The following is a 24,034-nucleotide window of genomic DNA, read 5'->3' as shown; positions in this document are numbered from 1 at the left end:
TTGTTTACGCCGCTGTCATGCGCCAGTTATGGTGGGGGGCGCTGCTGCTTCGGGCGCGAACAGGGGGTGATGGCAGGCGATTTTGCAAAACCTGATCAATCGTGTGACGGACGTCACTGGCCGAGATGCCATCATAGCGCATTAATGTCTGGACGATCGGATCGGCCAGCATTTCGTCGATGGTCAGTTCCTGATCCACATATTTCATTGCTCGCATCCCATTCATATTGTTGCGCCCAAGATAAAGCGATTGAAAATCATTCGCAACAATTAAGTTGTATCCACTGTCTTTTTTCATCTTTTCGCTGCAAAAGCGTTGTGCTGCGTCAAAGTCCGACAGGCGATTTCACGCTAGACAAGATGGGGCTTTATTCTTAGGTGGTGCCGATTGCAGGCCGCATTATGGGGCGGCTGATTTTCAGCTATTCGCTTGATTCTCGTGTTTTCTGGCTCTAACGCTGTCAGTTGGCTTTCGATGTTCGATAAAGCCCAAAAACTGTGGCAAGAATAGGCTGGGAAGATGACACGTCCGGGAATTCGTGAATTTGCGTTGCTGTTTTTGCTGGCGCTGATGTGGGGCAGCTCGTTCACCTTCATCAAGATTGGTGTGCATGCCTATTCGCCGCTGGTGGTCGCAGCCGGGCGATTGGCTGTCGCCGCACTGGTGCTATGGGCCTTTGCCTCTATTCGCAAAAGTGACCTTCCCAAGGGACGGCGCGCGTGGTGGTCGACCTTCTTTGTTGCGTTGTTGGGGAATTCTGTGCCCTTTTTCCTGATCAGCTATGGCGAAACGGAAATCGATGCCGGGCTGGCGGCAATTCTGATGTCTGTCGTGCCGCTGACAACGGTGGCGCTGGCACATTTCGTTACGAATGATGAAAAACTTTCGACGGGGAAGGCGCTTGGTGTGGTGCTTGGCACCATTGGCGTGATTGTTCTGGTGGGGCCGGAAACCCTAACCGGGCTTGGCGGGCAGCTTGTTTTTCAGCTGGCAGTTTTGATCGCGGCCGTGTGCTACGCGATTTCATCACTGGTGGCGCGCAATCTGCGTGATCAGCCGCGTGTTGGATCAGCCGCGGTGATCCTGACTTTCGCTGCAGTGATGCTTGCACCCTTTGCGCTGTTTGTTGATCAGCCCTGGAATATGGGGTGGGACGCCGACGGGGCGCTTTCGATCCTGTATCTGGGGATTTTCCCGACTGGCATTGCCATGTTCCTGATCCTGTATCTGATTGCGCGCGCTGGAGCGAGCTTTGTGGTGTTTAACAATTACCTTGTACCTGCCGTCGGCGTAATGATCGGTTTTCTTGTTCTGCACGAAGTTCCCAAACCGACCAGCGTGATTGCACTCGGCGTTATTTTGGCCGGGATTGCGGTTTCCCAGCTGCGTTTCGGACGAAAGCCTGTCAGGGCTGGTGATGTTGCCGAAATGGAATGTGACCCGGTAACCCCGATCATGACCGCACCCGGGACCAAAAAATAACTCTTCGGGGTGGGCATTTTTGCGTAAATTACGATTATTTCCACCGTTTGTGCCGAATGCCGGGACAGGCAGATTTGTCAATATTGTTTGTGCCGGACAAACCTGATACTTTCCGGCTCACTGGTCAGGCATATGTCCATATGTCACGCCGATTGAAGCATTTCTGATCAAGCGTTTAAGAGGTCACGGCTTTTGTCCACCAAAGAGACCAATCCAGATAGCCGCGATATTATCCCGGTATCCATCGAACAAGAAATGCGCCGCAGCTACCTCGATTACGCGATGAGCGTGATCGTCAGCCGTGCGCTTCCCGACGTCCGCGACGGTTTGAAGCCCGTGCATCGACGCATCCTTTATGCGATGCATGAAAACGGCTTTGAATGGAACAAACCATTCCGTAAATCGGCCCGTGTGGTCGGGGATGTGATGGGTAAATACCACCCGCATGGCGACAGCGCGATTTACGACGCGATGGTTCGTATGGCGCAGGGATTCTCCATGCGCCTGCCACTGATTGACGGGCAGGGCAACTTCGGCTCGATGGACGGCGACAAGGCCGCCGCCATGCGTTACACCGAAGCCCGCATGGCCAAGTCAGCCCATTATCTGCTCGATGATATCGATAAGGAAACCATCGATTTCCGCGATAACTACGACGAAACCACCAAGGAACCGTCGGTTCTGCCAGCACGTTTTCCGAACATGCTGGTCAATGGTGCAGGTGGTATTGCTGTTGGTATGGCCACCAATATTCCGCCGCATAACCTTGGCGAAGTTATCGATGGCTGCATGGCCTATGTCGATAATCCGGCCATTACCGTCGAAGGCCTGATGGAATTCGTGCATGGTCCGGATTTTCCGACCGGTGCATTGATTCTGGGCCGTTCGGGCATTCATTCGGCCTTTAAAACCGGTCGCGGTTCTGTCGTCATGCGAGCACGTACCCATGTCGAGGAAATCCGTGCCAACCGTGAAGCCATCATTGTTACCGAAGTTCCCTTCCAGGTGAACAAGGCAACCCTGATGGAAAAGATCGCCGAACTGGTCCGTGACAAGAAGATCGAAGGTATTTCCGATCTGCGTGACGAGTCCGACCGTTCGGGCGTTCGCATGGTGATCGAAATCAAACGTGATGCGGTTGCCGATGTCGTTCTGAACCAGTTGTTCCGCTTTACCGCGCTTCAGACTTCGTTTGGCGTCAATATGCTGGCGCTTAATCGTGGCAAGCCGGAATTGATGAACCTGAAAGAAATCATTCAGGCCTTTGTCGAATTCCGCGAAGAAGTCATTACGCGCCGGACCATTCACCTGCTGAAAAAGGCACGTGAGCGCGCCCATCTGGTAGTCGGCCTTGGCATTGCGGTGGCCAATATCGACGAAGTCATCCGCTTGATCCGTGCTGCGGCTGACCCGCAGATTGCACGTGAACAACTGATGGAGCGTAGCTGGCCGGCGGGCGATATTGTTCCGTTGATCGAGCTGATCGCCGACCCGAACCAGGTTGGTTCGGACGATGGCAATTATCGCCTGTCCGAAGCGCAGGCGCGCGCAATCCTTGAACTGCGTCTGCATCGCCTGACCGGTCTGGAACGTGATAAAATCGCGTCCGAATTGACCGAATTGGGTGAGAAGATCAAAGATTTCCTTGATATCCTTGGTTCACGCGAACGCAAGATGATCATCCTGAAGGATGAACTGACGGAAATGCGGAACGAGTTCGCCAATGAACGTCGCAGTGAAATCCTTGAAGCCGAATTCGAACATGACATCGAAGACCTGATTGCCCGTGAAGATATGGTCGTGACCGTATCGCACACCGGCTATATCCAGCGTGTTCCGCTGTCGACCTATCGCGCACAGCGTCGTGGCGGCAAAGGCCGTTCGGGCATGGCAACGCGCGAAGAGGATTTCGTATCCAAACTGTTCGTCGCCAACACCCACACCCCTGTTCTGTTCTTCAGTTCCGAGGGGATGGTCTACAAGATGAAAGTCTGGCGCCTGCCGCTGGGCACGCCGCAATCGCGTGGCAAGGCGCTTGTGAACCTGCTGCCGCTCTCAGAAGGCGAATATATCACAACGGTTCTGCCGCTTCCCGACGAGGAAGAATGGCCGAACCTGCACGTGATGTTTGCGACTTCGACGGGTAACGTCCGCCGTAACAGTCTTGCCGATTTCGTGAATGTGAAATCAAACGGCAAGATCGCCATGAAACTTGAAGAAGATCGTGGTGACAAGCTGATTGCGGTTCAGACCTGCTCGGACGATGACGATATTCTGCTGACGACCCGTCTGGGTAAATGCATTCGTTTCCGTGTTGCAGATGTTCGTGTCTTTACTGGCCGTAACTCGGTCGGTGTACGCGGTATTCGTCTGGCTGACGACGATGCGGTCATTGCGATGTCCGTCCTGTTTGGCAATCATGCCTCTATGGAAGAACGTGACGAGTATCTGTCTATCGCAAGCAAGCTGCGTCGCGAGGAAATCTCGGCTGATGATAGTCTGCCGTTGGAAATCCTTTCTCAGGAACGTTACGACGAACTGTTGGCAGGCGATCAGCTGATCCTTTCGGTTACCGAAAATGGTTATGGCAAACGTACGTCTGCCTATGAATACCGCGTAACCGGTCGTGGCGGGCAGGGCTTTGCCAATATCGAGATGTCGGAACGCAATGGCAATGTCGCGGCATCCTTCGTGATTGAGGAAGGCGACGAACTGATGATGGTCACCAATGGTGGCAAGGTCATTCGTATGCCGACACACGATATCCGCATTGCCGGGCGCAAGACACAGGGTGTTACCCTGTTCCGTACGGCCGAAGACGAACAGGTTGTTGCTGTCGAACGTCTGTCCAATCTGGGTGACAATGGTGAAGAAGAGCTTGAAGGCGAAGAAGGTGCAGAAGGCACCGAAATCGCATCAGGCGAAGATGCACCGACCGTTGCCGAGGATAGCAGCGAGGCAGTGGAAACCGGTTCAGACGACACCGACGAATAAAACGGAAGATCAATGAACGAACAGTCTTCAAACGCCTCGCGTATCGGGATTTATCCGGGCACTTTTGACCCGGTAACTCAGGGGCATATGGACATTATTCGTCGCGCGACCCGCATCGTCGACAAGCTTATTGTCGGCGTTGCGGTCAATGCGGGAAAGGGCCCGATGTTTGGGGTCGAAGAACGTTGCGCTCTGGTCGAAGAGGCTCTTAAGGCTGCGGGCGGCGAAGTTGCTGCCCGCACCATCGTAAAGCCGTTCGGTTCACTTCTGATGCAGTTTGCCCAGGAAAACGGGTCGAGCATCATTATTCGTGGTCTGAGGGCTGTGTCTGACTTTGAATATGAATTCCAGATGGCCGGAATGAATGCCCGTCTTGCCCCAAAGGTAGAGACGGTCTTTCTGATGGCATCCGACAAACAGCAATTCGTGTCTTCGCGCTTTGTGAAGGAAATCGCCCGTCTGGGCGGTAATGTTACCGAATTTGTGCCGGCAAACGTGCTGAAGCGACTGCACGAAAAGCTGGCCGAAGAAAAGGAATAGCGCACCCATGCGTCTTATTCGTCTCGCATCTCTTTTTGTACTCGTATTAGGAATAGTGACCATGTCGAACGGTGGTATCGGCGGCGGTGCTCAGGCCCAGTCGGCCGATGCATCGCAGGATCTGGAAAACACCCTGTATCTGGATCTTGAAGCAGGTCGCGTTGTGATCAAGCTGCGTCCGGATCTGGCGCCCAAGCATGTCGAGCGTATCAAGGAACTGACTCGTGAAGGTTTCTATGATGGTCTGACTTTCCATCGTGTGATCGAAGGCTTCATGGCGCAGGGCGGTGACCCCAAAGGGGACGGTACCGGTGGTTCGGGCCAGAAACTTCCGGCGGAATTTTCGAACGAGAATCATGTGCGCGGTACGGTTTCGATGGCACGTTCGTCCAACCCGAACAGCGCTGATTCGCAGTTCTTCATCGTCTTTGCCGATGCGCCGCATCTTGATGGGCAATATACCATATGGGGGCAGGTCGTATCGGGTATGGAATATGTCGATGGCCTGAAAAAGGGTGCACCTTGGGCCAATGGCCGGGTTGCAGACCCGGACCATATTGTAAAAATGCAGGTCGCGGCTGACGCGCAATAAGAGCCTTGACCCCTATAATGCAACCGAAAGCCGTCCTTGATCAGGGCGGCTTTCGCGTTTTGGGGGCTGAAAGTGCAAAAACCCGGAAAATATGGAAAACAGGTGTTGACCGCAGCCGCCAGTCCCATTAAAACGCGCTTCACCAACGTTGAGGGCCCGTAGCTCAGTTGGTAGAGCAACTGACTTTTAATCAGTTGGCCACAGGTTCGAATCCTGTCGGGCTCACCAATAAGCCCCTGAAACCCAATAGGTTTCGGGGGCTTTTTCTTTTTTATGATTTTTATTGCGATCACTGTCATACCGCTTTCCAGCCAATGCGAATGTCAATTTGGGGTGGATTGGAAACGGGCCGGTTTTTGATATTTTTTACCATTTGAATGGCTGTCATGCAGTTTGATCGAAAAAGGGGGGTTGACCCTTTGCGATCAGCACATTAAAAGGCCGCTCACCAACGTTGAGGGCCCGTAGCTCAGTTGGTAGAGCAACTGACTTTTAATCAGTTGGCCACAGGTTCGAATCCTGTCGGGCTCACCATTTCAAAACCCCCGGAACCCAGATGTTCCGGGGGTTTTGCTTTTCCGTGATCTTTTCTGTTTTCAAAAACCGATTCCATCTGGTTTGAGCGCCTGCGACGGGCGCTGTTTTACGTGCGATGCAATGCGGCCATGCACGAAAAATGCTCGTCTTTTCGCTGTTGCGATTGCATCGCAATGTGATTTCTTGTAAGTAATGCAAATCAGTTTCAAATGCACCGGAGCAGGACGTCCGGTGCTGATCGAATTTTGGATCGGAAGAGTTACATGCCTGAACCCGTAAATCCGATGTCCGCATCGCCAGATGCGCAGACTCCGCTTGGCCTTGACGGTGTAACCACGGATGCCGCCAACGGTGCGATCACGCAAACAGAAGGTGGGGCGGTAACCCTTGATCCGCAAACCGGCTTGCCGATTGCGGATGACGCAGCTGCCATCACCGAAAGCACAATCGTTCCGGATGCCATCAGTGGCTTGCCGGTTTTTGATCTTGTGGATCGTGCCGGTGTTGTCGGTTGGGTTCTAGCCGCGCTTGCATTGGTTGGGATGCTGATATTCTTCTACAAGCTGGTCGGCTTTATCCGGCGTGGAATTTTCGCGGATGGTTTTGCCAAGGATGTCGAACGTCATCTTTCCAATGGTGATGATAAGCAGGTCGCGCAGATTCTGTCGCGCCGCCGTCATCCGGCTGCTCGCATCGGTCTGTTTGGCATGACCTTGTCCGTTGCTAACCCGGAAAACCGTGAAGCGGCGTCCGATATCATTGCTTCCCATGCACGCAAGGAAATCGATGGCCTGAACAGCGGTTTGCGGATTATGTCGGCAATTGCGGTCTTGAGCCCACTTTTGGGGTTGCTTGGAACCGTTATGGGCATGATTGAAGCTTTCCAGAAGATGGAAGGTGCCGGAAGCCGTATTGATCCTTCTGTCCTTTCGGGCGGTATCTGGCTAGCACTTCTGACGACGGCAATCGGGCTTGTCGTCGCGATCCCGGCAACCGCGTTCCATATGTGGATGCAGGGCGTTATCGCGCGTGCTGCGGCCGTGATGGAAGATGTCTGCACCATGGTGATCAATCGTGGTGAGTTGGCTCGGAAGGGTGCGCTTCGCGCGTCAAACGTCGCTGAACTGCGCCAGGCTGCGGAATAAGCCCGAACAAGGTCGGAATACGCCTTATGCAATTGCGTGATCGAAGTCGTGGTGCTTCGCCGATGATCGGCCTGACGCCGCTGATTGATGTTGTCTTCATCCTGCTGATCTTTTTCATGCTGGCTTCCAGTTTTCTTGACTGGAAGGGGTTTGAAATGTCGGTGACTGTTACGGACGGTCAGGCACGGGCCAGCAGCGATATTCGCCCGGTAACGGTCAATGTCGATGCCAATGGTGGTTTGTCGCTGAATGGTGAAGCCGTGGCTGTTTCCAATCTTGCCGTGACCATTTTGCGTAACCATGCCGGTGCCAGTGTTCATCTGCGGCCCGTCAATGGTGCAGATTTGCAGCATCTTATTGTTGTGATGGATGCGCTGGGACGTGGCGGTGTGACTGATGTGGATCTGATCGAATGAAGCGCCGCATCCAGATCACCGATGACAGCCCAGCCCAGGAACCGATGTTGCCTTTGATCAACATCGTCTTTCTTCTGCTGATTTTCTTCATGATAGCCGGAAGTCTGCAAAAGCTGGGCCCATTTGACGTGGATCCGCCCGCAAGCAGCACGGCCGAAGGCCAGCCAGAAGATACGATTGTCCTTTGGTTTGGCAAAAATGCCGAAGTCGGGATTGAAGACCGGCAGGGAGACCTTGCGGATATTGCGGGGTTGCTACCGGCTGATTATGCCGGCCGTCCAGTCGAAATTCGTGCTGACCGCACCACAGAAGGTGCCAGCGTTGTTGCCCTTTTGAAGCGGTTGCAGGAACTGGGCGTCGAAAAGGTGCAACTGATGACCGCGATGCAAGCAGATCAGGACCAAGACGGATAGAATATGTCGAAACGCATTGATTTCCTGATTGCGACCGGGCTGACCGGTATTGTTCTTGCCGGTGGGATCGTTCTTGCCATGCCTGAACCGCAACCTGCCGGTTGGGGCGGGGCAGGGGCCGTTCAAAGTATCAGCATCTCGCTGGGCAGCGGTCAGGCGACCCAGGGCGAGGCCGAAACACCCGAAGAAAGTGCTGATTCAGAAGACAGTAAGCAGGGTGAAAAACCCGTCGAGGAAGTCGAAACCCAACCAGAACCGGTTGTTGAGCCGGAACCCGAACCCGATCCTGAACCGGTTGTTGAAACCGTGCCTGAACCCGATCCCGAACCGATCGTTGAGCCGGAACCTGTTCCTGAGCCGGTGGTTGAGGAAGCGGTTGAACCGGAACCAGAGCCGGAACCGGAAATCAGTCCGCTTTTGGCCGATGTCATGCCGGTCCGCAGAAAGCCGGAGCCCCCCAAAGCAACACCGGAACCGGCAACGTCCCCCAAACCTGTTGAAAAGGCTGAAGCCAAACCGGTCGTGCAACCATCCGGCGGCCCCGTCGATTCAGTAAAATCAGAAGGCACGGTCGGCGAAGCGACCCAAAGCCAGGCCGCAAGTTCCGCATCGGGAAGTGGCGGAGGTGCGGCAATGAGCAGTGCGGCCTTTACCGACTATCAAGCAGCTGTGGTTCAGATGTTGATGCGTTATCGCGAATATCCGGATCGTGCCAAACGTCGCGGTATAGAGGGGCAGAACATGGTCCGGCTGGTCATCCAGCGTGACGGTACTGTTTCCTTCTTTGAAATGACCAGCCCGAGTGGTTCGTCTATTCTTGATCGTGCGACGCAGGATATGATCGAGCGGGTTAAACGTTTCCCGCCATTCCCCGAAGATATGGCGCGCACAGAGATGACCCTGACGATACCTGTGATCTACGACTTGCGCTAAACAAAGAAGCCAGCTCCGAAAGGCTGGCTTCTTTGTTTTATGGGGTGGGCAGGTTTAATCTGAACTGTCTTCCCAGACATATTCGATCTGCTCGCGCCATGCGAATTTATCGAGATGCGAGACAATAACACCCTTCATGGTTTCAATCCCCTCGGCTTTCTCAGACTGTCCCTGAAAGCGCAGGGTAACGTCATCGGCCAGAATGATGCATGGGCCCATCGGAAAGCTCACATGGGCCTCATGGGGCGTGAAATCGACTTCTACCTTGTGGGCAAAGTGCTTGCAGAGTTGTTGCAGGTATTTACTGGCCTGCCCGGTCTGAACCGATCCTGTGGTTTTGAACATTGATTTATCGATCTCTGATGGTTTCTTGGGGGATGTTCGGGCCGGTCATGGCCGACCAAGGCCGATCCAGTAAACACCATTCAGTGCTACCGGTTGGAACCGGTCAAAGAATTCGGCAAGGGTTGCGTCTGGATCAAGATCGGCAAAATGATCGGGATGGAACCATTTCGCCATGGCCTGTAACAGCGTCACATTCATGGGCGTGTTATAGAAGTGGTGCCACGCGGAATAGACTTTGCCGTTTTTAATGGCGTCGAGCTCGGGCAAGCCGGTGCGTTCCATGCTTTTGGCCAAAGACGCGCGTGATGTTTCGGCATCGGCGTAGGTTCCAAGTATGATGCGGCCGACATTCTGTTCGGCCGTCATTGTTGCCCCGCCAATTGCGGTTGCGATATAAATATCGGGCTGATCGACGAGCAGTTGTTCAACTGAAATCTGGCTGATGACGCCCGGAATCCGGTCGGCAAGGATATTTTCGCCACCGGCAAGCTCCACAAACCTTCCGATCATTTGGTTGCCCATCGCCTCGCAGCAGGTGCCATGCAGACCAACCCGGCTTTCGAGGAAGACTTTGGGTTTATGCGTTAAACCCTCCAGACCTGTTCTGACCTTCGCCAGATTGTCTTCATAGAATTTGACGAAAGCCTCTGCCTGATCTTCCTTGCCCATCAATTTGCCAAGGATACGAATGCTTTTTGGGGTGTTTCCAAATGGGTCACTGCGAAAATCGATCATGACAACCGGAATGTGAGCTGCGCCAAATTGCCTCAGGACTTCATGGCTGTCTGATCCCGGACCATGACCACCATCAATGCCGAAAATTGCGACATCGGGTTCAACTGTAATCGCCTTTTCGACGCTGAATGTTGCCTCGCCACTGCGGCCGACCAGCGGGATGTCGTCAATCTCGGGGAATTTTGCCTGGTATTGTGCAAAGGTTGCCGGATCAAGTTTTTTGAATTCCCCCATCATACCGGCTACCCAGCGGACCGGATTTTCAGGATCAAGGATGCCAAGACTTGGCAAAAAACGCCCTTCGCCAAGGATCATATGTTTGACCGGTACTTCGACCGTGACTTCGCGACCGGAAACATCGGTCAGGGTAATGGTTTCGCCAGCATGAGCCTGATAGGTGATCATTGAAGCGACTGCGGCCAGCGTTAAAACGCGTTTGAATGTCATTGCGAAAGTCCTGTTGAAATAGGCAAGAATTGCAGGAAAGTCAGAAACGCCGAAATGGGTGGCACGGCATGCCACCCATCGCGGATAGAGGATCTGTTGGAAGATGGTCTGATCAGAACGTCACCTTTGCTGAAACAAGGAAGGTGCGACCCGGCTCGTGATAGGGTTCAATTGCACTGCTGTCGTAGCCCGGCGTGGTCCGGGCGACATAGTCACGATCAAAAATATTCAGCGCATCGACGCGTAGGGTTACCGCATTCGACAATGTCTCTGGCGTCCATTCACCATACAGGTTGGCAACAAAGTAAGTGTCGAGCTTGGCATTGCCGTTCTTTTCGGGATCGTCGTCCGACAGGGCCAGTTCAGATGTTGAGCCGACCTGAATGCCAAGGTCATCAAACCGGTGGGCGACTTCAAAGTTTGCAATGTCACCGACGATGACGCCTTGATAGGACGCATCGTTGCTCAGCGGGACTTTGCCATTTCTTTCTACATCGGTATGGGTATAGGCAGCGCGGACAAAGCCGGGGCCGTATGTCCAGGTGGCGGACAGATTGACACCACGTGTTGCAAGATCGCTGGTTGTATTTCGTGTTGTATATTCAAGTGAATGGGAACCGTTGATCTTGTTGTAGAACAGGTTTCCATCGAAATCCCATTCCGCCAATTGATAGCGTGCGCCCGCCTTGTAGTTATGCGACCGGGACGGTTTGAAACCGTCATAGGTCCAGATTCCGGTGTAGTTGTAAATCGCAGACTCACCCAGTGGCAGTCCACCAAAGCTTGTACCCAATCCGCCATAGATCATCAGGTCATCGGTCAGGTCATATTCGGTATTGGCGTTACCGCTAAGTCCGAATTCGCTGAAATCGGTTCCGTCAATGCCTTCGAACCATTGTTGATCGCCGCGCCCGCCGAACGAGACGCGCCAGCGATCGGTCAGCGAAAGGCGTGCCTGTGAAAAGACGCCGATATTGGTTGTTTCTTCGGTAAATCGCCCGGCACGTCCAGCCGGGCGTGCCGTGTCGCCGCCGCCGGTTGCTTCATCATGATAGAAATCGACGCCAGTTGTTATCCCGCCCATTCCGACGTCAAAAGTATTGGCAGCCTTACCGTTCAGGGTTTCAATTTCTGCCTCAAGGTGTGTGTTGCCGTTCAGTTTGGGAACATCAAGATGGGTTTTGCTGTAATTGAGGCTTAGTTCCGGTGCCAGAAGATCGGTTGGCTGTTCATCGACATAACTGATGCCAAGCGAGGTATCTTTGTATGAAATCCACTGCGGCGAGGCACCGCTGGTAAGGGTTCCAAAGTTTGGCCGGGCAGGGCGCACACCTTCGTCTTCAAAATGGCTGGCAAATGCTTCAATCCGTGAACCTTCGGTGCCGGTGAAGGCTATTTTGCCAAGTCCGTTTTCGCTGCCATCTGCCGTGCCAGCAACTTCGTTGTCATCGCCGTCCTTGTAATTGCCCTGATTGCTGTTCTGGATATAGGCAAGAGCTTCGAAGCCGTCATGCTGACCGGCCAAGGTCAGCCATTCGGTAAGGCCTTTGGTATTGCTGTTATACTGGATTTTGGCAAAGCCGCCGAACGGATCATTCGGGTCGAGAATGTCGCGGGCATCCTTGGTTTCGTAAGCCATTGAACCGCCCAATGCATTTGGTCCGGCATCGGCGGGGGCGATGCCGGACTCAACCTTTACCGATTTCAGCATTCCCGGATCAATGATCGCGGTGCCTATATGATGATAGGTGGAATCAACCTGCCGGGTGCCGTCTACCTGAACGTTCAGCTTGGTGTTTTCGATGCCCTGCACATAAACCTTTTGCGCGATGGCGGTCGGGCCGCCAACCTGAACCGATGGTTCGTTCGCAAACACATCCTTGATGGTTTGCGGATTGATGCGATCAAGTTCGTCCTGCGTAACCGTGACACTCCCCGCCGCAGTTGGGCCGCTATCCTGGCTTGCTGTGACTTCGATTGGTGCCAGAACGGTTTCGTCTTTGGCTTTGGTTTCTTGTGCGACGGCTGCTACTGGAAGTACCGTTAGGGCGACGCCGGCAAGCAGGGTTGCGCGGCACAGGCCATGAAACGGTTGGCGGTATTTTTCGAGCAAGACCGGTCTTGATGGCTGCGGCATGCTGATTTCCTTATCAAATAAATTGCCAAATGCGAATGATTTTGAATATTATTATCGCAATGGTTCGAGCAATCGGAATACCGTTTGCGAGATCGCCAATGATGTTTGCGAAAACGCAAATTTTGCTTTTGACGGGATATTCAGGCTTGGAAGGGCACCCATATGGCGTTTGATCGGCAGCATGCGCCGCAACGTTTACGGCGCAATGTGACGCGGCGGGAAACCATCACCGGTCAGCAGCTTGAAGATTTCGGAACAGCGCTACCGCGCAATGTAGCCGAGGGTATTCGACGTCGTCCGGTGATGAGCGGGCGACTGTCAAACGACAACCTTCAGTCATTTTTGAATATCCACACGACCGATACTGTCAGCATGCAAGATGCGGACGTGAAGTTTCCCGTCAAAGCCGCCGTCACGGTTGCGATTGTGTTGCGAGGGCGCGTTTGCGGGGCATTCGATGATGTTCCGTTTGATCTGGATGCACGGGATCAACCAGTGGGGTTTATTTGGGCCCTATCGCAACCGGTTATGTTGCATCGGCAACTCAAACAGGGTGACGATGTCAGCAAAGTGATGATTTCTGCGAAATTCGATTGGGTTGCCAGTCGGGTCAATCACACTGATAGCCGTCATGTCGCAATTGATGATTTTATTCATGCCGGGATCTCTGTTCGGAGGTGGCAACCGTCACGTCGTGCCATAGCACTGGCGGACCAGTTGCTCTATCCACCGACCGATGATCCGCTATTTCGTGATCTTTATGCCGAAAGCCGCGGGTTGGAAATTTTCGCCGAGGCGCTTGGGGCACTTGGTCCTAAGGTCGGGGAGGCAAGTGTCGAGCCGGATGCGCTTGACCAGCATCAGAAGGCGCAGGAAATTCGCAACTATGTTCTGGAACATATTTTTGATGACCTGACATTGTCTGGCCTGGCGGAAAAGTGCGGGATGAGCATTGCCAGCCTGCAACGTATTTTCAAAAATGCCTATGGCACGACGGTCAAGGATTTCATCCGCGAAAGTCGCCTGATTGCCGCGCGTGATGCTATGGAAAAAGACGGCCTGACGATTGGTCAGGCCGCCTGGATGGCCGGTTATTCAAGTCCTGCCAACTTTGCAACCGCGTTCAAGCGGGTCTTTGGCATTTCGCCCTCTGAAGCACGGGGGCGTTAGGGGCTCAGGATCAATTGGGTTCGGTCAGGCGTGATACAAAGGCATTCACATCCGTCTTAAGCTGACGGGAATGCTCTTTTAAGACCTTTGAAACCTTATAAACCTCTTCTGCGACCGAACCGGTGCGATGCGCGGTGCCGCTAACTGATTCCAGATTGCTGTTCACGTTGCTGTTGGCCGATGAAACAGCCGTGATGTTGGAGCTGATTTCCGTGGTTGCCGCGGCCTGTTGTTCAACGGCGGCTGAAATGGCGGTGATGGAATCAACAATCGAACTGATCTGACCAGCAACCTCGCGGATGGCCGTCACGGCGGCGGAGGTGTTTTGCTGGACATTGTTGATCTGGGCTGTGATGTCGCCGGTGGCCTTGGCCGTTTGATTGGCAAGGTTTTTGACCTCGCTTGCGACAACCGCAAAGCCCTTGCCCGCGTCACCTGCACGTGCTGCCTCGATGGTTGCGTTCAGTGCCAGAAGGTTGGTTTGGTTGGCGATCTTGTCGATCAGGTCAACGACTGTGCCGATTTCTTCGGCGGAAACATTCAGCGATGCAATAACATCCGATGTCGATTGTACGGAACTTTCAACTTCGTTTGAGACGCTTGACGCGCGTGAAATCTGGCTTGAAATTTCGCGGATCGAGCTATCGAGCTCCTCGGCAGACCCTGCCACGGTTGACGCGTTTTCCGCCGAAATCTCGGCAGCGGATTTCGCACTTTCCACCTGTTCGGTGGTTTGGCTCATGCTGCTGATCAGTGTTTCCGAGGCGCTCGACATGTCTTCTGCGGAACTTGCCAGTGCGTCGACAACTTTTGAAACGGTTGCTTCGAACTCACCCGACATTTTCGCCAGTCGGTTGCTGTATGTTTTTTGAGTTTCTTCGTAATAAACCGTTATCGCCATTTCCATATCGATCAGAATGGCATTGGTCGCGGCGGTTACAATTTGCGAAACCGATGAGTCCTTGCGGAAATGGGCAAAAAGAATATCGCAAAGCTTGGCCATGATAAAGTTGTAGGCAGAAACATAGGCTTCCGGGGTTAGGCCGATGATTTCGTGCGCTTTACCGATCCGGCGGACATCGTCGTAATATGCCTGGTCAAATGTACCGTCGAACAGCTTTGCCCAGTGTTTGCGTTGGGCATTTTTCAAACGCTCGATACCGGACGGATCGCCAATGATTTTGGCCAAATCGTCACGCGCCATCACTTTTCGATAAAATTCATCCAGTATCGGGGCGAGGTTTTTCTCGATTATCGGCCACGCCTTTTTAAGGTTGGCTGCCTTCTTTTCATTGAAATCAATGAATTCAAGACGGCGTTTAATTTCCTGATGCATGCGGGTCCCTCGTCGATGTCTGTCATTAAAGGTTGTTTGGCGGGGCATTACCTTAGGTTGGTTAAAGATATTATGATGTTAACTATCCTTAAGGGTAGGAACGTCTGCCGTCCGTTGGACAGATATCAAGATATACCGTTCTCTGCCAGATACTTGTTCCTTTTATCAAACGGATAGATGGGTGTTGTACACGTATAGGAGGTGTTGGATGTGACCGTGATCACGAATGTGGTCCTCGTGCGTCGTCAGGCTGATCAACTCAGTTTCGATGCACACAAAGGAAACATCATGCCCATCAATGCCAGCCAATTGCGCCTGTCCATCATTCGACCGGTTTTGCAAAACCTTGGTCTGTGGTCGCAGGCCGCTGAAAACCTGCTTATGGGGACCGCCGCCCAGGAAAGCGGGTTGGGGACCTATGTGGAACAACTTGGCGGCGGCCCGGCCCGCGGTATTTTTCAGATGGAACCGGCAACTCTGAATGATTGCTATGTCAATTTTCTGGATTACCGCGCGGATCTGAAAGCCAAGATTGATGCCTATCTCGCGCCGCAGCCTGACAAGGCCACCCAGCTTGCAACCAATAATGCCTATGCGGCTGCCATGTGCCGTGTGCGATATATGCGGGTCAGTGCCCCGTTGCCAGATGCCAGCGATATCGCGGGGCTCGCGGCCTATTGGAAGCAATATTACAATACCGCCGGGGGCAAGGGGGAAACGGATGAATTCGTTGCCAATTACAATCGATATGTTGGCAATAGCTAAGCTGCCGTAGCGTCGGCGAAAAAATCCGCATCGCCATGCGCAAAAATTGTGGCATATGCGCGATCTTTTCGCCAAAATCCCCCAACGCATGCTGGTGATTGCGCAAAAAATCACCAAAGTAAAAGAGTTTAGGGGGTTACAATGAAACGTCGTCAGTTCCTTAAAGGGGCCGGTATTGGTGCCGGTGCTGCGGTTGCGGCTACGGTTGCCGCACCGGCCATCGTATCCGCGCAGGAAAGCCTGAATTGGCGGATGGTCATGCCGTGGCCCAAAGGAACGCCGGGCCTTGGCACCAATGCCGAAAAGTTCGCTGCCATGGTCAAGGAAATGTCCAATGGCCGCCTGAATATTTCGGTTTTTGGTGCCGGTGAAATCGTTCCGCCGTTTGAATGCATGGATGCGGTCGAACAGGGCGTGGTCGAAATGGCGCACGGTACCCCTTATTACTGGCAGGGCAAGAACCCGGCGCTGAACTTCTTTTCGACCATTCCGTTTGGTTTGACCGCGTGGGAGCTTTCCGCCTGGCTTCGCTTTGGCGGCGGGCAGGAGCTTTGGGAAGAAGCCTATGCCGAATTTAACGTTGTGCCGTTTTATGCCGGTAACTCGGGCATGCAGGCTGGAGGCTGGTTCAACAAGGAAATCAATTCGGTTGAGGACCTTAAGGGCCTGAAAGCCCGTTATGCCGGTCTTGGTGGCGAAGCCATGCGTCGCCTTGGTGCCAACATCACCATGTTGCCGCCGGGCGAAATCCTGCCTGCGATGCAGTCCGGTGCGATTGATGCCGCCGAATGGGTCGGTCCTTGGAATGACCTTGCATTTGGTCTCTATCAGGTTGCCAAATTCTATTATACCCCGGCATTCCATGAGCCCGGACCGGGCCTTGAAATCTTTATTTCCAAGGAAAAGTTCGACGCGCTTGGCAAGGATATGCAGGCGATCATTCGTTATGCAGCGCAGGCGATTGCCGAAAATACACTGGCTGATTTTACCTTCAACAACCTGCAATCCTACCAGCCGCTGATCGACAAGGGTGTTGAAGTGCGCCAGTTCTCGGATGATGTTATTCTGGCGCTGGCCGAACAGTCGAATGCTGCGGTTCAGGAAATTGCTGCGAAGAACGACCTGAGCGGCAGGATCGCGGATAGCTATCTTGCTCTGGTCAAGAAGGCGGCGCGCTATGGCAAGGAATTCGAGGCAACCGGACTTTTGCATCGTGCGAAAGTGTGGGGATACTAAGTCCCGCGAAATCCGGAAAGCGACATGCTGGAAATTCGGGGCTGCTTTCGGGCGGCCCCGTTTTTTTGTTTTCTGGCAAAGTTCAAGCAAACTTTGCGCGATGTCATCGACGTTACGGGATGTTGGGAACTTTGAATATGACGTGTCAAAGACAGCAAAAGCCGCAACTTCAATCCCTTGCAAAGTTACGAATGCTATTTTAGAAGCAGATTTGCGCAAAAAATTGCCAATATGAATTTGGGAGCCCCACAATGAAACGTCGTCAGTTCCTGACGGGTGCCAGCATGGCAGCAGGTGCCTTTGTCGCCAGCAGTGCCGCACCTTCAATTGCCAAAGCCGATGAACAGATCCACTGGCGCATGGTCATGCCATGGCCGAAGGGCACGCCGGGCCTTGGTGCCAATGGTGAAAAATTCGCCGAGCGCGTGACCAAAATGTCGGGCGGTCGTCTTAAAATCACCGTTTACGGCGCAGGCGAACTTGTTCCGGCATTCGAATGCATGGATGCGGTCGAGCAGGGCGTGGCCGAACTGGCGCATGGCACCCCTTATTACTGGGCTGGCAAGGATGCGGGTGTAAACTTCTTCTCGACCATTCCGTTCGGTCTGATGGGCTGGGAACTGTCGGGCTGGCTGCGTTTTGGCGGCGGGCAGGAACTTTGGGACGAGCTTTATGCTCAGTTCAACGTCAAGCCGTTCGCGGCCGGGAATACCGGTTTGCAGGCCGGTGGTTGGTTCAACAAGGAAATCAACACCGTCGAGGACATCAAGGGCATCAAGATGCGCTATGCCGGGATCGGTGGCGAAGCGATGCGCCGTCTGGGTGCCAATGTGACGATGTTGCCCGCAGCCGAAATCCTGCCGGCAATGCAGTCCGGCGCGATTGATGCCGCCGAATGGGTTGGCCCGTGGAACGATTATGCGTTTGGTCTGACCCAGGTTGGCAAATATTATTACACTCCGGCATTTGCCGAGCCGGGGACGGGGATTGAAGTGTTTGTCAACAAGGACAAATTCGCGGAGTTGCCCGAGGACCTTCAGGAAATCTTTGCCGTCGCCGCGCAGGCCAATCTTGAACAGACACTGGCAGATTTCACCTTCCACAACATTCAGTCCTATCAGGCCGTCTTGGCCAAGGGGGCGGAAATCCGTCATTTCAGCGACGATGTGATTGCAGCCCTTGCCACCGAGGTCAAGGCAGCGGTCAAGGAAATCGCCGATCAGAACGAACTGAACGGCCGTATCTATGCGTCCTATATGGATTTCGTGAAAAAGGCCGCACCGTATGGCAAAGAGTTCGAGGCAACCGGCCTTCTGCAGCGTGCCAATGTCTGGGCAGAGGCATAAGAATTTCCCGGTGATATGACCGGATAAGGAAAAAGCGGCATCTTCGGGTGCCGCTTTTTTTATGTGAATGGTGTCCGGTCCGGCAGCATTTTCAATGCATGGTCGGCGCGCCGGGGGGGCAGGGGCAGGTCGAAGGTGAATTTTTCCTGGCCTTCATATTCTTCAAGCGCGATGCGTTTGACCAGTTCCGAGCCCAGTGCGAGCGAAGTTTCAATCGCCCATTTGAGCTGATTTACCGCACCTTCATTGCCCGCTGCCAAGGCCTCGGGCAGGATGCGTTCCTGAAGGAACTTGGCGACCCCGGCGAAGGCACGGGCGGCACTTTCGCAATTGGCGCGTTCGACAACAAAGCGTCCGGACTGTTCGATGGCGGTGGCGATGCCGGAAAGATGGCCCATCATGACCTTTATCTCGCGGTCGTCGGTTTCGGTTTTCTTTGCCACAAAGCGCAGGATTCCTGCGTAAAAGCCGTAATCGGAAGACATGACAATCCTGATCGTTCTTGGTCTTTGGTCGGGTTTGGATTTGCGCCGTTTTAGTCCATAAGCGCGTCGTGGTATAGTCCAAACACCAACCGCCTGATCTGGCGGCATGATCGATACGCGGAGCCATAAGCCGGATGCTTCAGGGCGGACTTATTTTCATTGTTGCCATGGCCTATATCGGGCTTCTGTTTGCGATTGCGCATTATGGCGACAAATATGCCGAAAAATGGCGGGCGTCGCGGCTGAAGCCCAGCATCTATGCGCTGTCGATGGCGGTCTATTGCACGAGCTGGACGTTTTTCGGCTCGGTCGGGACGGCGGCGACGCGCGGCTGGGCGTTTTTGCCGATCTATATCGGCCCGATCATCATGATGATTGTCGGTTTTGGTATCATGACCAAAATCGCGACCGTTTGCCGCGAACAGAACATTACCTCGATTGCCGATTTTCTTGGCTCGCGCTATGGCAAAAGCCAAAGCCTGGCCGCCCTTGTGGCGATCATTGCCGTGATCGGGGTTCTGGCCTATATCGCGCTTCAGCTTAAGGCCGTGTCGCTGTCGTTTGATGTTCTGATCGGCGAGGTCGGCGAACAGATCGTGCGCCACAGTGCGACCGATTTTTCCAAGGATACCGCGTTTTACGTCACGATCCTGATGGCGGTTTTCGCGATCCTTTTCGGGGTGCGCTATATCCATGCGTCGGAACATCATGACGGGCTGATCCTTGCGGTGGCATTCGAAAGCATGGTCAAGCTGGTGGCGCTTTTGTTCGTCGGGCTGTTTGTGGTTTACGGGCTGTTTGATGGCTTTGGCGACATGCGCATCCGGGCCGCAGCCAATCCCGATATTACCGAGATGTTCAAGCCCGATGCGTGGCTGTCATCGCATTTCTTCATCTCGACCCTGTTGGCGCTGTTTGCGATTTTCTGTCTGCCGCGTCAGTTTCATGTGACATTCGTTGAAAATGATGACAGCCGGAATTTGAAATCCGCACGCTGGCTGTTTCCGGGCTATCTGATTGCGATCAATATTTTCGTCGTGCCGATTGCGATTGCGGGCATTCTGCTGTTTGGGGGGGACCCGGCGGTCAATCCCGATACGTTTGTTCTGACGCTGCCGTTGCTGGGCGGGGAAAACTGGCTGGCGGTGTTTGCCTTTGTCGGGGGGCTTTCGGCCAGTACCGGCATGGTGATCGTATCGTGCGTCGCGGTATCGACGATGGTGTGTAACGATCTGGTCATGCCGCTTTTGCTGAGGTCGCAGAAATTGCAGGGGCGGTTCGCAGGCGATGTCAGCCAGGTTCTTCTGAAAATCCGGCGTGCGGCAATCATTGCCATCCTGTTTCTGGCCTATGGCTTTTACCGGTTCCTGTCGGAAAAATACGCGCTGGCTGATATCGGGCTTTTGTCCTTTGCCGCGGTGGCGCAGTTCGGCCCGGCGGTTCTGGCGGCGATTTACCTTAAATCGATCAACCGGACGGGCGTGCGGCTTGGCCTGATTTCCGGGTTTGTGCTGTGGAGCTATACCCTGTTGCTGCCAAGCTTTATCCAAAGCGGGCTTTTGCCGATGTCGATCCTGACGGACGGGCCGCTTGGCATCGGGATTCTGCGGCCGCAGGCGTTGCTGGGTGTGGGGATCGAGGACCATCTGACGCACGGGGTTGTCTGGTCGCTTGGGGTTAATTTCGTTCTGATGTTTGTCGGATCGGCGATTGGCGTGCAAGGCGTGACCCAGCGCCGCCAGGCCCAGCTTTTTGTCGATATCTATCGCAAGGATACCAAGGCCAGAAACGATACATGGCCGGGGCGCGTGACGATTGGCGACCTTGAAGACCTTGCCGCGCGGTTCCTTGGCAAACATTGGGCAGAGCGGGCGTTTCGCACCTACCTTAGCCAGCGCGGCGATGATTGCAAACGATCCGATATTGCCGATTTTGATGCGGCGAATTTTACCGAACATCTGCTTTCAGGCGCTGTCGGGGCGGCGTCATCGCGCGTGGTGATGGCGCTTTTGCTGCCCGACAAGGCGGTATCGCGGCGCGATGCGATGGAGCTTCTGGATGAAGCGTCCGAGGCGATCAAATTCAACCGGGATCTTTTGCTCAATACGCTGGAAAACATTTCGCAAGGGGTCGGGGTGTTTGACCAGAATTTGCGGCTGGCAACCTGGAACCATCGCTTTATCGATCTTTTGGGCATTACCGCAAGCGATATTCAGGTCACGATGCCGCTTGCGGAACTGGTCGATATCTGCCGCGACAATGGGGCGCGTGCGGTCGATATCGATATCCTTCTGGGCCGCAATGCCGCCCCGCAAATGCGCAGGCTTCCGCATACTTACGAGCGCAAGAGAACGGACGGCATGGTGCTTGAAATGCGGACCAACCCGATGCCCGATGGCGGGTTTGTCGCGACCATTGCCGACATTACCGCACGTGTCCGGACCGAGGAGGCGCTTCGCGAAAGCGAGCGCAATATTCGTATTTATACCGATAACATCCCGGTCATGATCGCCTATGCCGACAAAAATCAGCGGCTGCGTTTTACCAACCGCCCGTATGAGCGGATGTTTGGCATCCGCCGGATCGAGGCGCATGGCATGGCGGTGCGCGAAGCGGTGGGCGAGGAACGCTATGTCCGGCTGGAGCCGATGATCCGCGCGGTGCTTGAAGGCTACCGCCAGAGTTTCGAGATCGATTTCCCCGCCCCCAAGGAAGGCTGGGGGGCGAGTGATGGCAGCGAACGGGATCAGCGCAGTGAACGCGAGGACCGCTATGCCGAGGGGACATATATCCCGCACTTTGACGAAACCGGCGAGGTGCTTGGCTATTTCTGTATCTATCACGACATTACCGAACGGCGGAATGCCGAACGGGCGCTTAAGGATGCCAACGAGGGGCTGGAAGCGCGCGTGACGGAGCGCACGCACGCGCTTGAGGAACTGAACTCGGAGCTGTCGGTCGCCAAGGAGCAGGCCGAAACGGCGAACGATACCAAGACCCGGTTCTTTGCCGCGGCCAGCCATGATTTGTTGCAGCCGTTAAATGCCGCGCGCCTGTTTACCGTAGCACTGGGGGGCAAGGAGCTTCGCGACGATATCCATGATCTGGTCAACAAGGTTGATCTGTCGCTTAAGGGTGTTGAGGAACTGCTTAACGAGCTTTTGGATATCTGCAAGCTTGATGCGGGCGCCATGCAACCCACCATTCGCGATTTCCGGGTTTCGGATGTGCTCAATGCCCTTAAGACCGAATTTACGCCGGTGGCCGAAAAGGCCGGGCTTCGTTTTGCGGTGCATCCGCGTGATGTCTGGGTCAAAAGCGATAGCAGGCTTTTGCGCCGTATCCTGCAAAACTTCATCTCCAACGCGCTGCGCTATACCCGCCATGGCGGGGCGGTGGTCGGTTGCCGGATGCGCGGTGACAAGATCAGGATCGAGGTCTGGGATAGCGGGCCGGGCATCCCCGAGGACAAGCTTAAAATCATCTTCCGCGAATTCCATCGCCTTGAGGGGCCGGAAACCACCGATGTGAAGGGCCTTGGCCTTGGTCTTGCGATTGTCGAGCGGCTTGGCCGGTCGCTTGATCACACGGTTTCGGTGCGTTCGCGCCCGGGGCGGGGAACGGTTTTTTCGGTCGATGTGCCGATTGGCCAGATGGGCGAAACCGCATTGCCCAAACCGCGCCGCCGGATGGCCGGCGAACTGGGCGGTTTGCGTGTGCTGTGCCTTGATAACGAACCCGATATCCTTGATGGCATGCGGGCCATGCTGGAAAACTGGGATTGTGTGGTGGCGACCGCACGCTCGGGCGTGGAAGCCGAGAAAATCCTGCTTGGAGATGAGGATGATAACAATGATAACATCGGTTTTGTCCCCGACATCATTCTGGCCGATTATCACCTCAGTTCCGGGGAGACCGGGCTGGATGTGCTGATCCGGCTGCGGGATCAACGCGGGCTTGATATTCCCGGTGTGGTGATCACGGCGGACCGCAGTACCGAGACGGCGGAACTGATCAAGGCACAGCGATTCGCGTTGCTGAACAAGCCGCTGCGCCCGGCCAAATTGCGGGCGCTTATGACGCGGGCAGTGACCCGGCAAAGTTCCGATGCGGCGGAATAGGGGCATATGGTTTTGAAAGATAACATCTTTTCAAGGGATTAGGATTTTTTGCAAATTTCCTGAAAATTGTTCTTGATTTGTTCTTTTGTTTGTGGCATAAAAGAAAAGTCAACGGGGGAAATGCACCCGGACCCAAAACCCGCAAAGCGTGATTCGCTTTCGCGGGTTTTTGCGTATTCGGGCCGGAAAGACAGGAGCAAGATGATGCTGGTAACGACGATGACAGGGCCGCGACCTGACAGGCAGAAAGGAAGACGGCGACAGCGCCAAAGGGGCATCAATGGCGCGTGGAAAAGTCATTACGGCGGTATTGCGTCCGGGTGATGAGCCCGTGGAGAATTTGCGGAAAATTGGTGTGAATCATGACGGGAGAGATGTGCCCTTTGGGTGAGGGCGAGCCGTTCGGGGTGAGGCGAAGCCGGGGATCATCTGGCTTGGCTTGGCGACGGGATAGATGGCTGCGTTTGGAAATGCCGGAAGGCCAGTCACCGACGGCGCGAAATGCGCCTGCCTTGCGTTCATTGACCGCCACTGGTGCGACCATCCTGTGTCATCGGCAGGTGAATTGGTGGCGACCATTGTTGCCGGACAAGGCGCCGTCGTGCTCTTTAGCCCGTCTTGTCAAAATTGCTTCGACATTCGCGATGCTGTGGTCCGAATTACTGAAGCACCGAAACGGCGGATGTGATACGGGCTCAGGCTTTCGCATTGTTCTCCCAACCGATGTGGCAGAATAAGTTTTCACTAGATCACAACAGTACCTAAATTGGGTTTGTGTCCAATGTTATTCTGCGTGTCATAGTAACACCGGCTCTTTGTTGGCTGAGGTGGGACGTGATGGAGTAGGGTGGTCTTTAA

Annotated in this window: 20 protein-coding genes and 2 tRNA genes; 15 read left to right on the top strand and 7 right to left on the bottom strand. The window is 54.3% G+C overall.

Annotated elements, in window-relative coordinates; all coding sequences use genetic code 11:
• Window positions 1–4: 4 nt before the first annotated feature.
• Window positions 5–208 (bottom strand): hypothetical protein, encoded by a 204-nt coding sequence (locus ABIE64_RS17020; protein WP_175484514.1) that lies wholly within the window; start codon window positions 206–208, stop codon window positions 5–7.
• 312 nt (window positions 209–520) lie between these two features.
• Between ABIE64_RS17020 and ABIE64_RS17015 the strand changes: the two genes are divergently transcribed.
• The 10 genes from ABIE64_RS17015 (at window position 521) to ABIE64_RS16970 (ending at window position 9,053) form a co-directional block, all read left to right on the top strand.
• On the top strand, window positions 521–1,483 hold the full coding sequence (locus ABIE64_RS17015; protein WP_071241247.1) for a DMT family transporter: 963 nt from the start codon (window positions 521–523) through the stop codon (window positions 1,481–1,483).
• A 192-nt stretch (window positions 1,484–1,675) separates the two neighbouring features.
• Window positions 1,676–4,477, top strand: a complete 2,802-nt coding sequence (gene gyrA, locus ABIE64_RS17010) for a DNA gyrase subunit A (RefSeq protein ID WP_354378046.1) — start codon at window positions 1,676–1,678, stop codon at window positions 4,475–4,477.
• A 12-nt stretch (window positions 4,478–4,489) separates the two neighbouring features.
• Window positions 4,490–5,017: a pantetheine-phosphate adenylyltransferase gene (gene coaD, locus ABIE64_RS17005; RefSeq protein ID WP_007091878.1), complete on the top strand. Its 528-nt coding sequence runs from the start codon at window positions 4,490–4,492 to the stop codon at window positions 5,015–5,017.
• A gap of 61 nt (window positions 5,018–5,078) precedes the next feature.
• Complete coding sequence (locus ABIE64_RS17000) at window positions 5,079–5,609, top strand: peptidylprolyl isomerase (RefSeq protein WP_007091877.1); 531 nt, start codon at window positions 5,079–5,081, stop codon at window positions 5,607–5,609.
• Between the two features lie 152 nt (window positions 5,610–5,761).
• Window positions 5,762–5,837: transfer RNA gene (locus tag ABIE64_RS16995), tRNA-Lys, on the top strand.
• A 230-nt stretch (window positions 5,838–6,067) separates the two neighbouring features.
• Window positions 6,068–6,143 (top strand) — tRNA-Lys (locus tag ABIE64_RS16990).
• A 266-nt stretch (window positions 6,144–6,409) separates the two neighbouring features.
• Window positions 6,410–7,291, top strand: a complete 882-nt coding sequence (locus tag ABIE64_RS16985; protein WP_354378045.1) for a MotA/TolQ/ExbB proton channel family protein — start codon at window positions 6,410–6,412, stop codon at window positions 7,289–7,291.
• 26 nt (window positions 7,292–7,317) lie between these two features.
• Complete coding sequence (locus tag ABIE64_RS16980) at window positions 7,318–7,707, top strand: ExbD/TolR family protein (protein WP_063095394.1); 390 nt, start codon at window positions 7,318–7,320, stop codon at window positions 7,705–7,707.
• Window positions 7,704–8,120, top strand: a complete 417-nt coding sequence (locus ABIE64_RS16975; protein WP_114095728.1) for an ExbD/TolR family protein — start codon at window positions 7,704–7,706, stop codon at window positions 8,118–8,120. The genes ABIE64_RS16980 and ABIE64_RS16975 overlap by 4 nt, the downstream gene beginning before the upstream one ends.
• A 3-nt stretch (window positions 8,121–8,123) precedes the next feature.
• Entirely contained in the window at window positions 8,124–9,053 is a 930-nt protein-coding gene (locus ABIE64_RS16970) for an energy transducer TonB (RefSeq protein WP_354378044.1), read from the top strand.
• A 54-nt stretch (window positions 9,054–9,107) separates the two neighbouring features.
• Here the strand turns inward: ABIE64_RS16970 and ABIE64_RS16965 are convergent, their stop codons facing one another.
• The 3 genes from ABIE64_RS16965 to ABIE64_RS16955 form a co-directional block, all read right to left on the bottom strand.
• The gene (locus ABIE64_RS16965) at window positions 9,108–9,398 is read right to left on the bottom strand and encodes a DUF2218 domain-containing protein (protein WP_354378043.1); all 291 of its coding nucleotides are present in this window, start codon (window positions 9,396–9,398) and stop codon (window positions 9,108–9,110) included.
• 45 nt (window positions 9,399–9,443) lie between these two features.
• Complete coding sequence (locus ABIE64_RS16960) at window positions 9,444–10,580, bottom strand: ABC transporter substrate-binding protein (RefSeq protein WP_354378042.1); 1,137 nt, start codon at window positions 10,578–10,580, stop codon at window positions 9,444–9,446.
• Between the two features lie 112 nt (window positions 10,581–10,692).
• Entirely contained in the window at window positions 10,693–12,717 is a 2,025-nt protein-coding gene (locus ABIE64_RS16955) for a TonB-dependent receptor plug domain-containing protein (protein ID WP_354378041.1), read from the bottom strand.
• A 162-nt stretch (window positions 12,718–12,879) separates the two neighbouring features.
• Between ABIE64_RS16955 and ABIE64_RS16950 the strand changes: the two genes are divergently transcribed.
• Complete coding sequence (locus ABIE64_RS16950; RefSeq protein WP_354378040.1) at window positions 12,880–13,887, top strand: helix-turn-helix transcriptional regulator; 1,008 nt, start codon at window positions 12,880–12,882, stop codon at window positions 13,885–13,887.
• Window positions 13,888–13,897: 10 nt separating this feature from the next.
• Here the strand turns inward: ABIE64_RS16950 and ABIE64_RS16945 are convergent, their stop codons facing one another.
• Window positions 13,898–15,223 (bottom strand): globin-coupled sensor protein, encoded by a 1,326-nt coding sequence (locus tag ABIE64_RS16945; RefSeq protein ID WP_037989635.1) that lies wholly within the window; start codon window positions 15,221–15,223, stop codon window positions 13,898–13,900.
• Window positions 15,224–15,433: 210 nt separating this feature from the next.
• Here ABIE64_RS16945 and ABIE64_RS16940 point away from each other — a divergent pair, with 210 nt between their 5' ends.
• The 3 genes from ABIE64_RS16940 (at window position 15,434) to ABIE64_RS16930 (ending at window position 18,570) form a co-directional block, all read left to right on the top strand.
• On the top strand, window positions 15,434–15,988 hold the full coding sequence (locus tag ABIE64_RS16940; RefSeq protein ID WP_230729542.1) for a hypothetical protein: 555 nt from the start codon (window positions 15,434–15,436) through the stop codon (window positions 15,986–15,988).
• 141 nt (window positions 15,989–16,129) lie between these two features.
• Window positions 16,130–17,224: a TRAP transporter substrate-binding protein gene (locus tag ABIE64_RS16935; protein WP_037989637.1), complete on the top strand. Its 1,095-nt coding sequence runs from the start codon at window positions 16,130–16,132 to the stop codon at window positions 17,222–17,224.
• A gap of 251 nt (window positions 17,225–17,475) precedes the next feature.
• A complete protein-coding gene (locus ABIE64_RS16930; RefSeq protein ID WP_354378039.1) occupies window positions 17,476–18,570 on the top strand; it encodes a TRAP transporter substrate-binding protein in 1,095 nt (364 codons plus the stop codon).
• A gap of 59 nt (window positions 18,571–18,629) precedes the next feature.
• On the opposite strand, the gene ABIE64_RS16925 is transcribed toward ABIE64_RS16930, so the two are convergent.
• Window positions 18,630–19,055 carry a hypothetical protein gene (locus tag ABIE64_RS16925; protein WP_354378038.1) on the bottom strand — a complete coding sequence of 142 codons (426 nt, stop codon included), beginning with the start codon at window positions 19,053–19,055 and terminating at the stop codon, window positions 18,630–18,632.
• Between the two features lie 134 nt (window positions 19,056–19,189).
• On the opposite strand from ABIE64_RS16925, the gene ABIE64_RS16920 reads away from it, so the two are divergent.
• Entirely contained in the window at window positions 19,190–23,176 is a 3,987-nt protein-coding gene (locus ABIE64_RS16920; protein ID WP_354378037.1) for a hybrid sensor histidine kinase/response regulator, read from the top strand.
• 277 nt (window positions 23,177–23,453) lie between these two features.
• Here ABIE64_RS16920 and ABIE64_RS16915 read toward each other — a convergent pair whose 3' ends face one another.
• The gene (locus ABIE64_RS16915; protein ID WP_354378036.1) at window positions 23,454–23,708 is read right to left on the bottom strand and encodes a hypothetical protein; all 255 of its coding nucleotides are present in this window, start codon (window positions 23,706–23,708) and stop codon (window positions 23,454–23,456) included.
• Window positions 23,709–24,034: the final 326 nt, after the last annotated feature.

Source organism: Thalassospira sp. MBR-102 (genome assembly GCF_040549275.1).
Taxonomy (GTDB): domain Bacteria; phylum Pseudomonadota; class Alphaproteobacteria; order Rhodospirillales; family Thalassospiraceae; genus Thalassospira; species Thalassospira xiamenensis.
The sequence above is the reverse complement of the archived record's forward strand: the minus strand, read 5'-3'. Positions and strand labels throughout refer to the sequence as shown.

Coding starts and splice junctions, on each gene's coding strand:
- ABIE64_RS16975 (WP_114095728.1), top strand. CDS start 7,704: ATGAAGCGCCGCATCCAGATCACCGATGACAGCCCAGCCCAGGAACCG.
- ABIE64_RS16950 (WP_354378040.1), top strand. CDS start 12,880: ATGGCGTTTGATCGGCAGCATGCGCCGCAACGTTTACGGCGCAATGTG.
- ABIE64_RS16965 (WP_354378043.1), bottom strand. CDS start 9,398: ATGTTCAAAACCACAGGATCGGTTCAGACCGGGCAGGCCAGTAAATAC.
- ABIE64_RS16960 (WP_354378042.1), bottom strand. CDS start 10,580: ATGACATTCAAACGCGTTTTAACGCTGGCCGCAGTCGCTTCAATGATC.
- ABIE64_RS16985 (WP_354378045.1), top strand. CDS start 6,410: ATGCCTGAACCCGTAAATCCGATGTCCGCATCGCCAGATGCGCAGACT.
- ABIE64_RS16980 (WP_063095394.1), top strand. CDS start 7,318: ATGCAATTGCGTGATCGAAGTCGTGGTGCTTCGCCGATGATCGGCCTG.
- ABIE64_RS16935 (WP_037989637.1), top strand. CDS start 16,130: ATGAAACGTCGTCAGTTCCTTAAAGGGGCCGGTATTGGTGCCGGTGCT.
- ABIE64_RS17000 (WP_007091877.1), top strand. CDS start 5,079: ATGTCGAACGGTGGTATCGGCGGCGGTGCTCAGGCCCAGTCGGCCGAT.
- ABIE64_RS16925 (WP_354378038.1), bottom strand. CDS start 19,055: ATGTCTTCCGATTACGGCTTTTACGCAGGAATCCTGCGCTTTGTGGCA.
- ABIE64_RS17020 (WP_175484514.1), bottom strand. CDS start 208: ATGAAATATGTGGATCAGGAACTGACCATCGACGAAATGCTGGCCGAT.
- ABIE64_RS16955 (WP_354378041.1), bottom strand. CDS start 12,717: ATGCCGCAGCCATCAAGACCGGTCTTGCTCGAAAAATACCGCCAACCG.
- ABIE64_RS16920 (WP_354378037.1), top strand. CDS start 19,190: ATGCTTCAGGGCGGACTTATTTTCATTGTTGCCATGGCCTATATCGGG.
- ABIE64_RS16930 (WP_354378039.1), top strand. CDS start 17,476: ATGAAACGTCGTCAGTTCCTGACGGGTGCCAGCATGGCAGCAGGTGCC.
- coaD (WP_007091878.1), top strand. CDS start 4,490: ATGAACGAACAGTCTTCAAACGCCTCGCGTATCGGGATTTATCCGGGC.
- ABIE64_RS16970 (WP_354378044.1), top strand. CDS start 8,124: ATGTCGAAACGCATTGATTTCCTGATTGCGACCGGGCTGACCGGTATT.
- ABIE64_RS16945 (WP_037989635.1), bottom strand. CDS start 15,223: ATGCATCAGGAAATTAAACGCCGTCTTGAATTCATTGATTTCAATGAA.
- ABIE64_RS17015 (WP_071241247.1), top strand. CDS start 521: ATGACACGTCCGGGAATTCGTGAATTTGCGTTGCTGTTTTTGCTGGCG.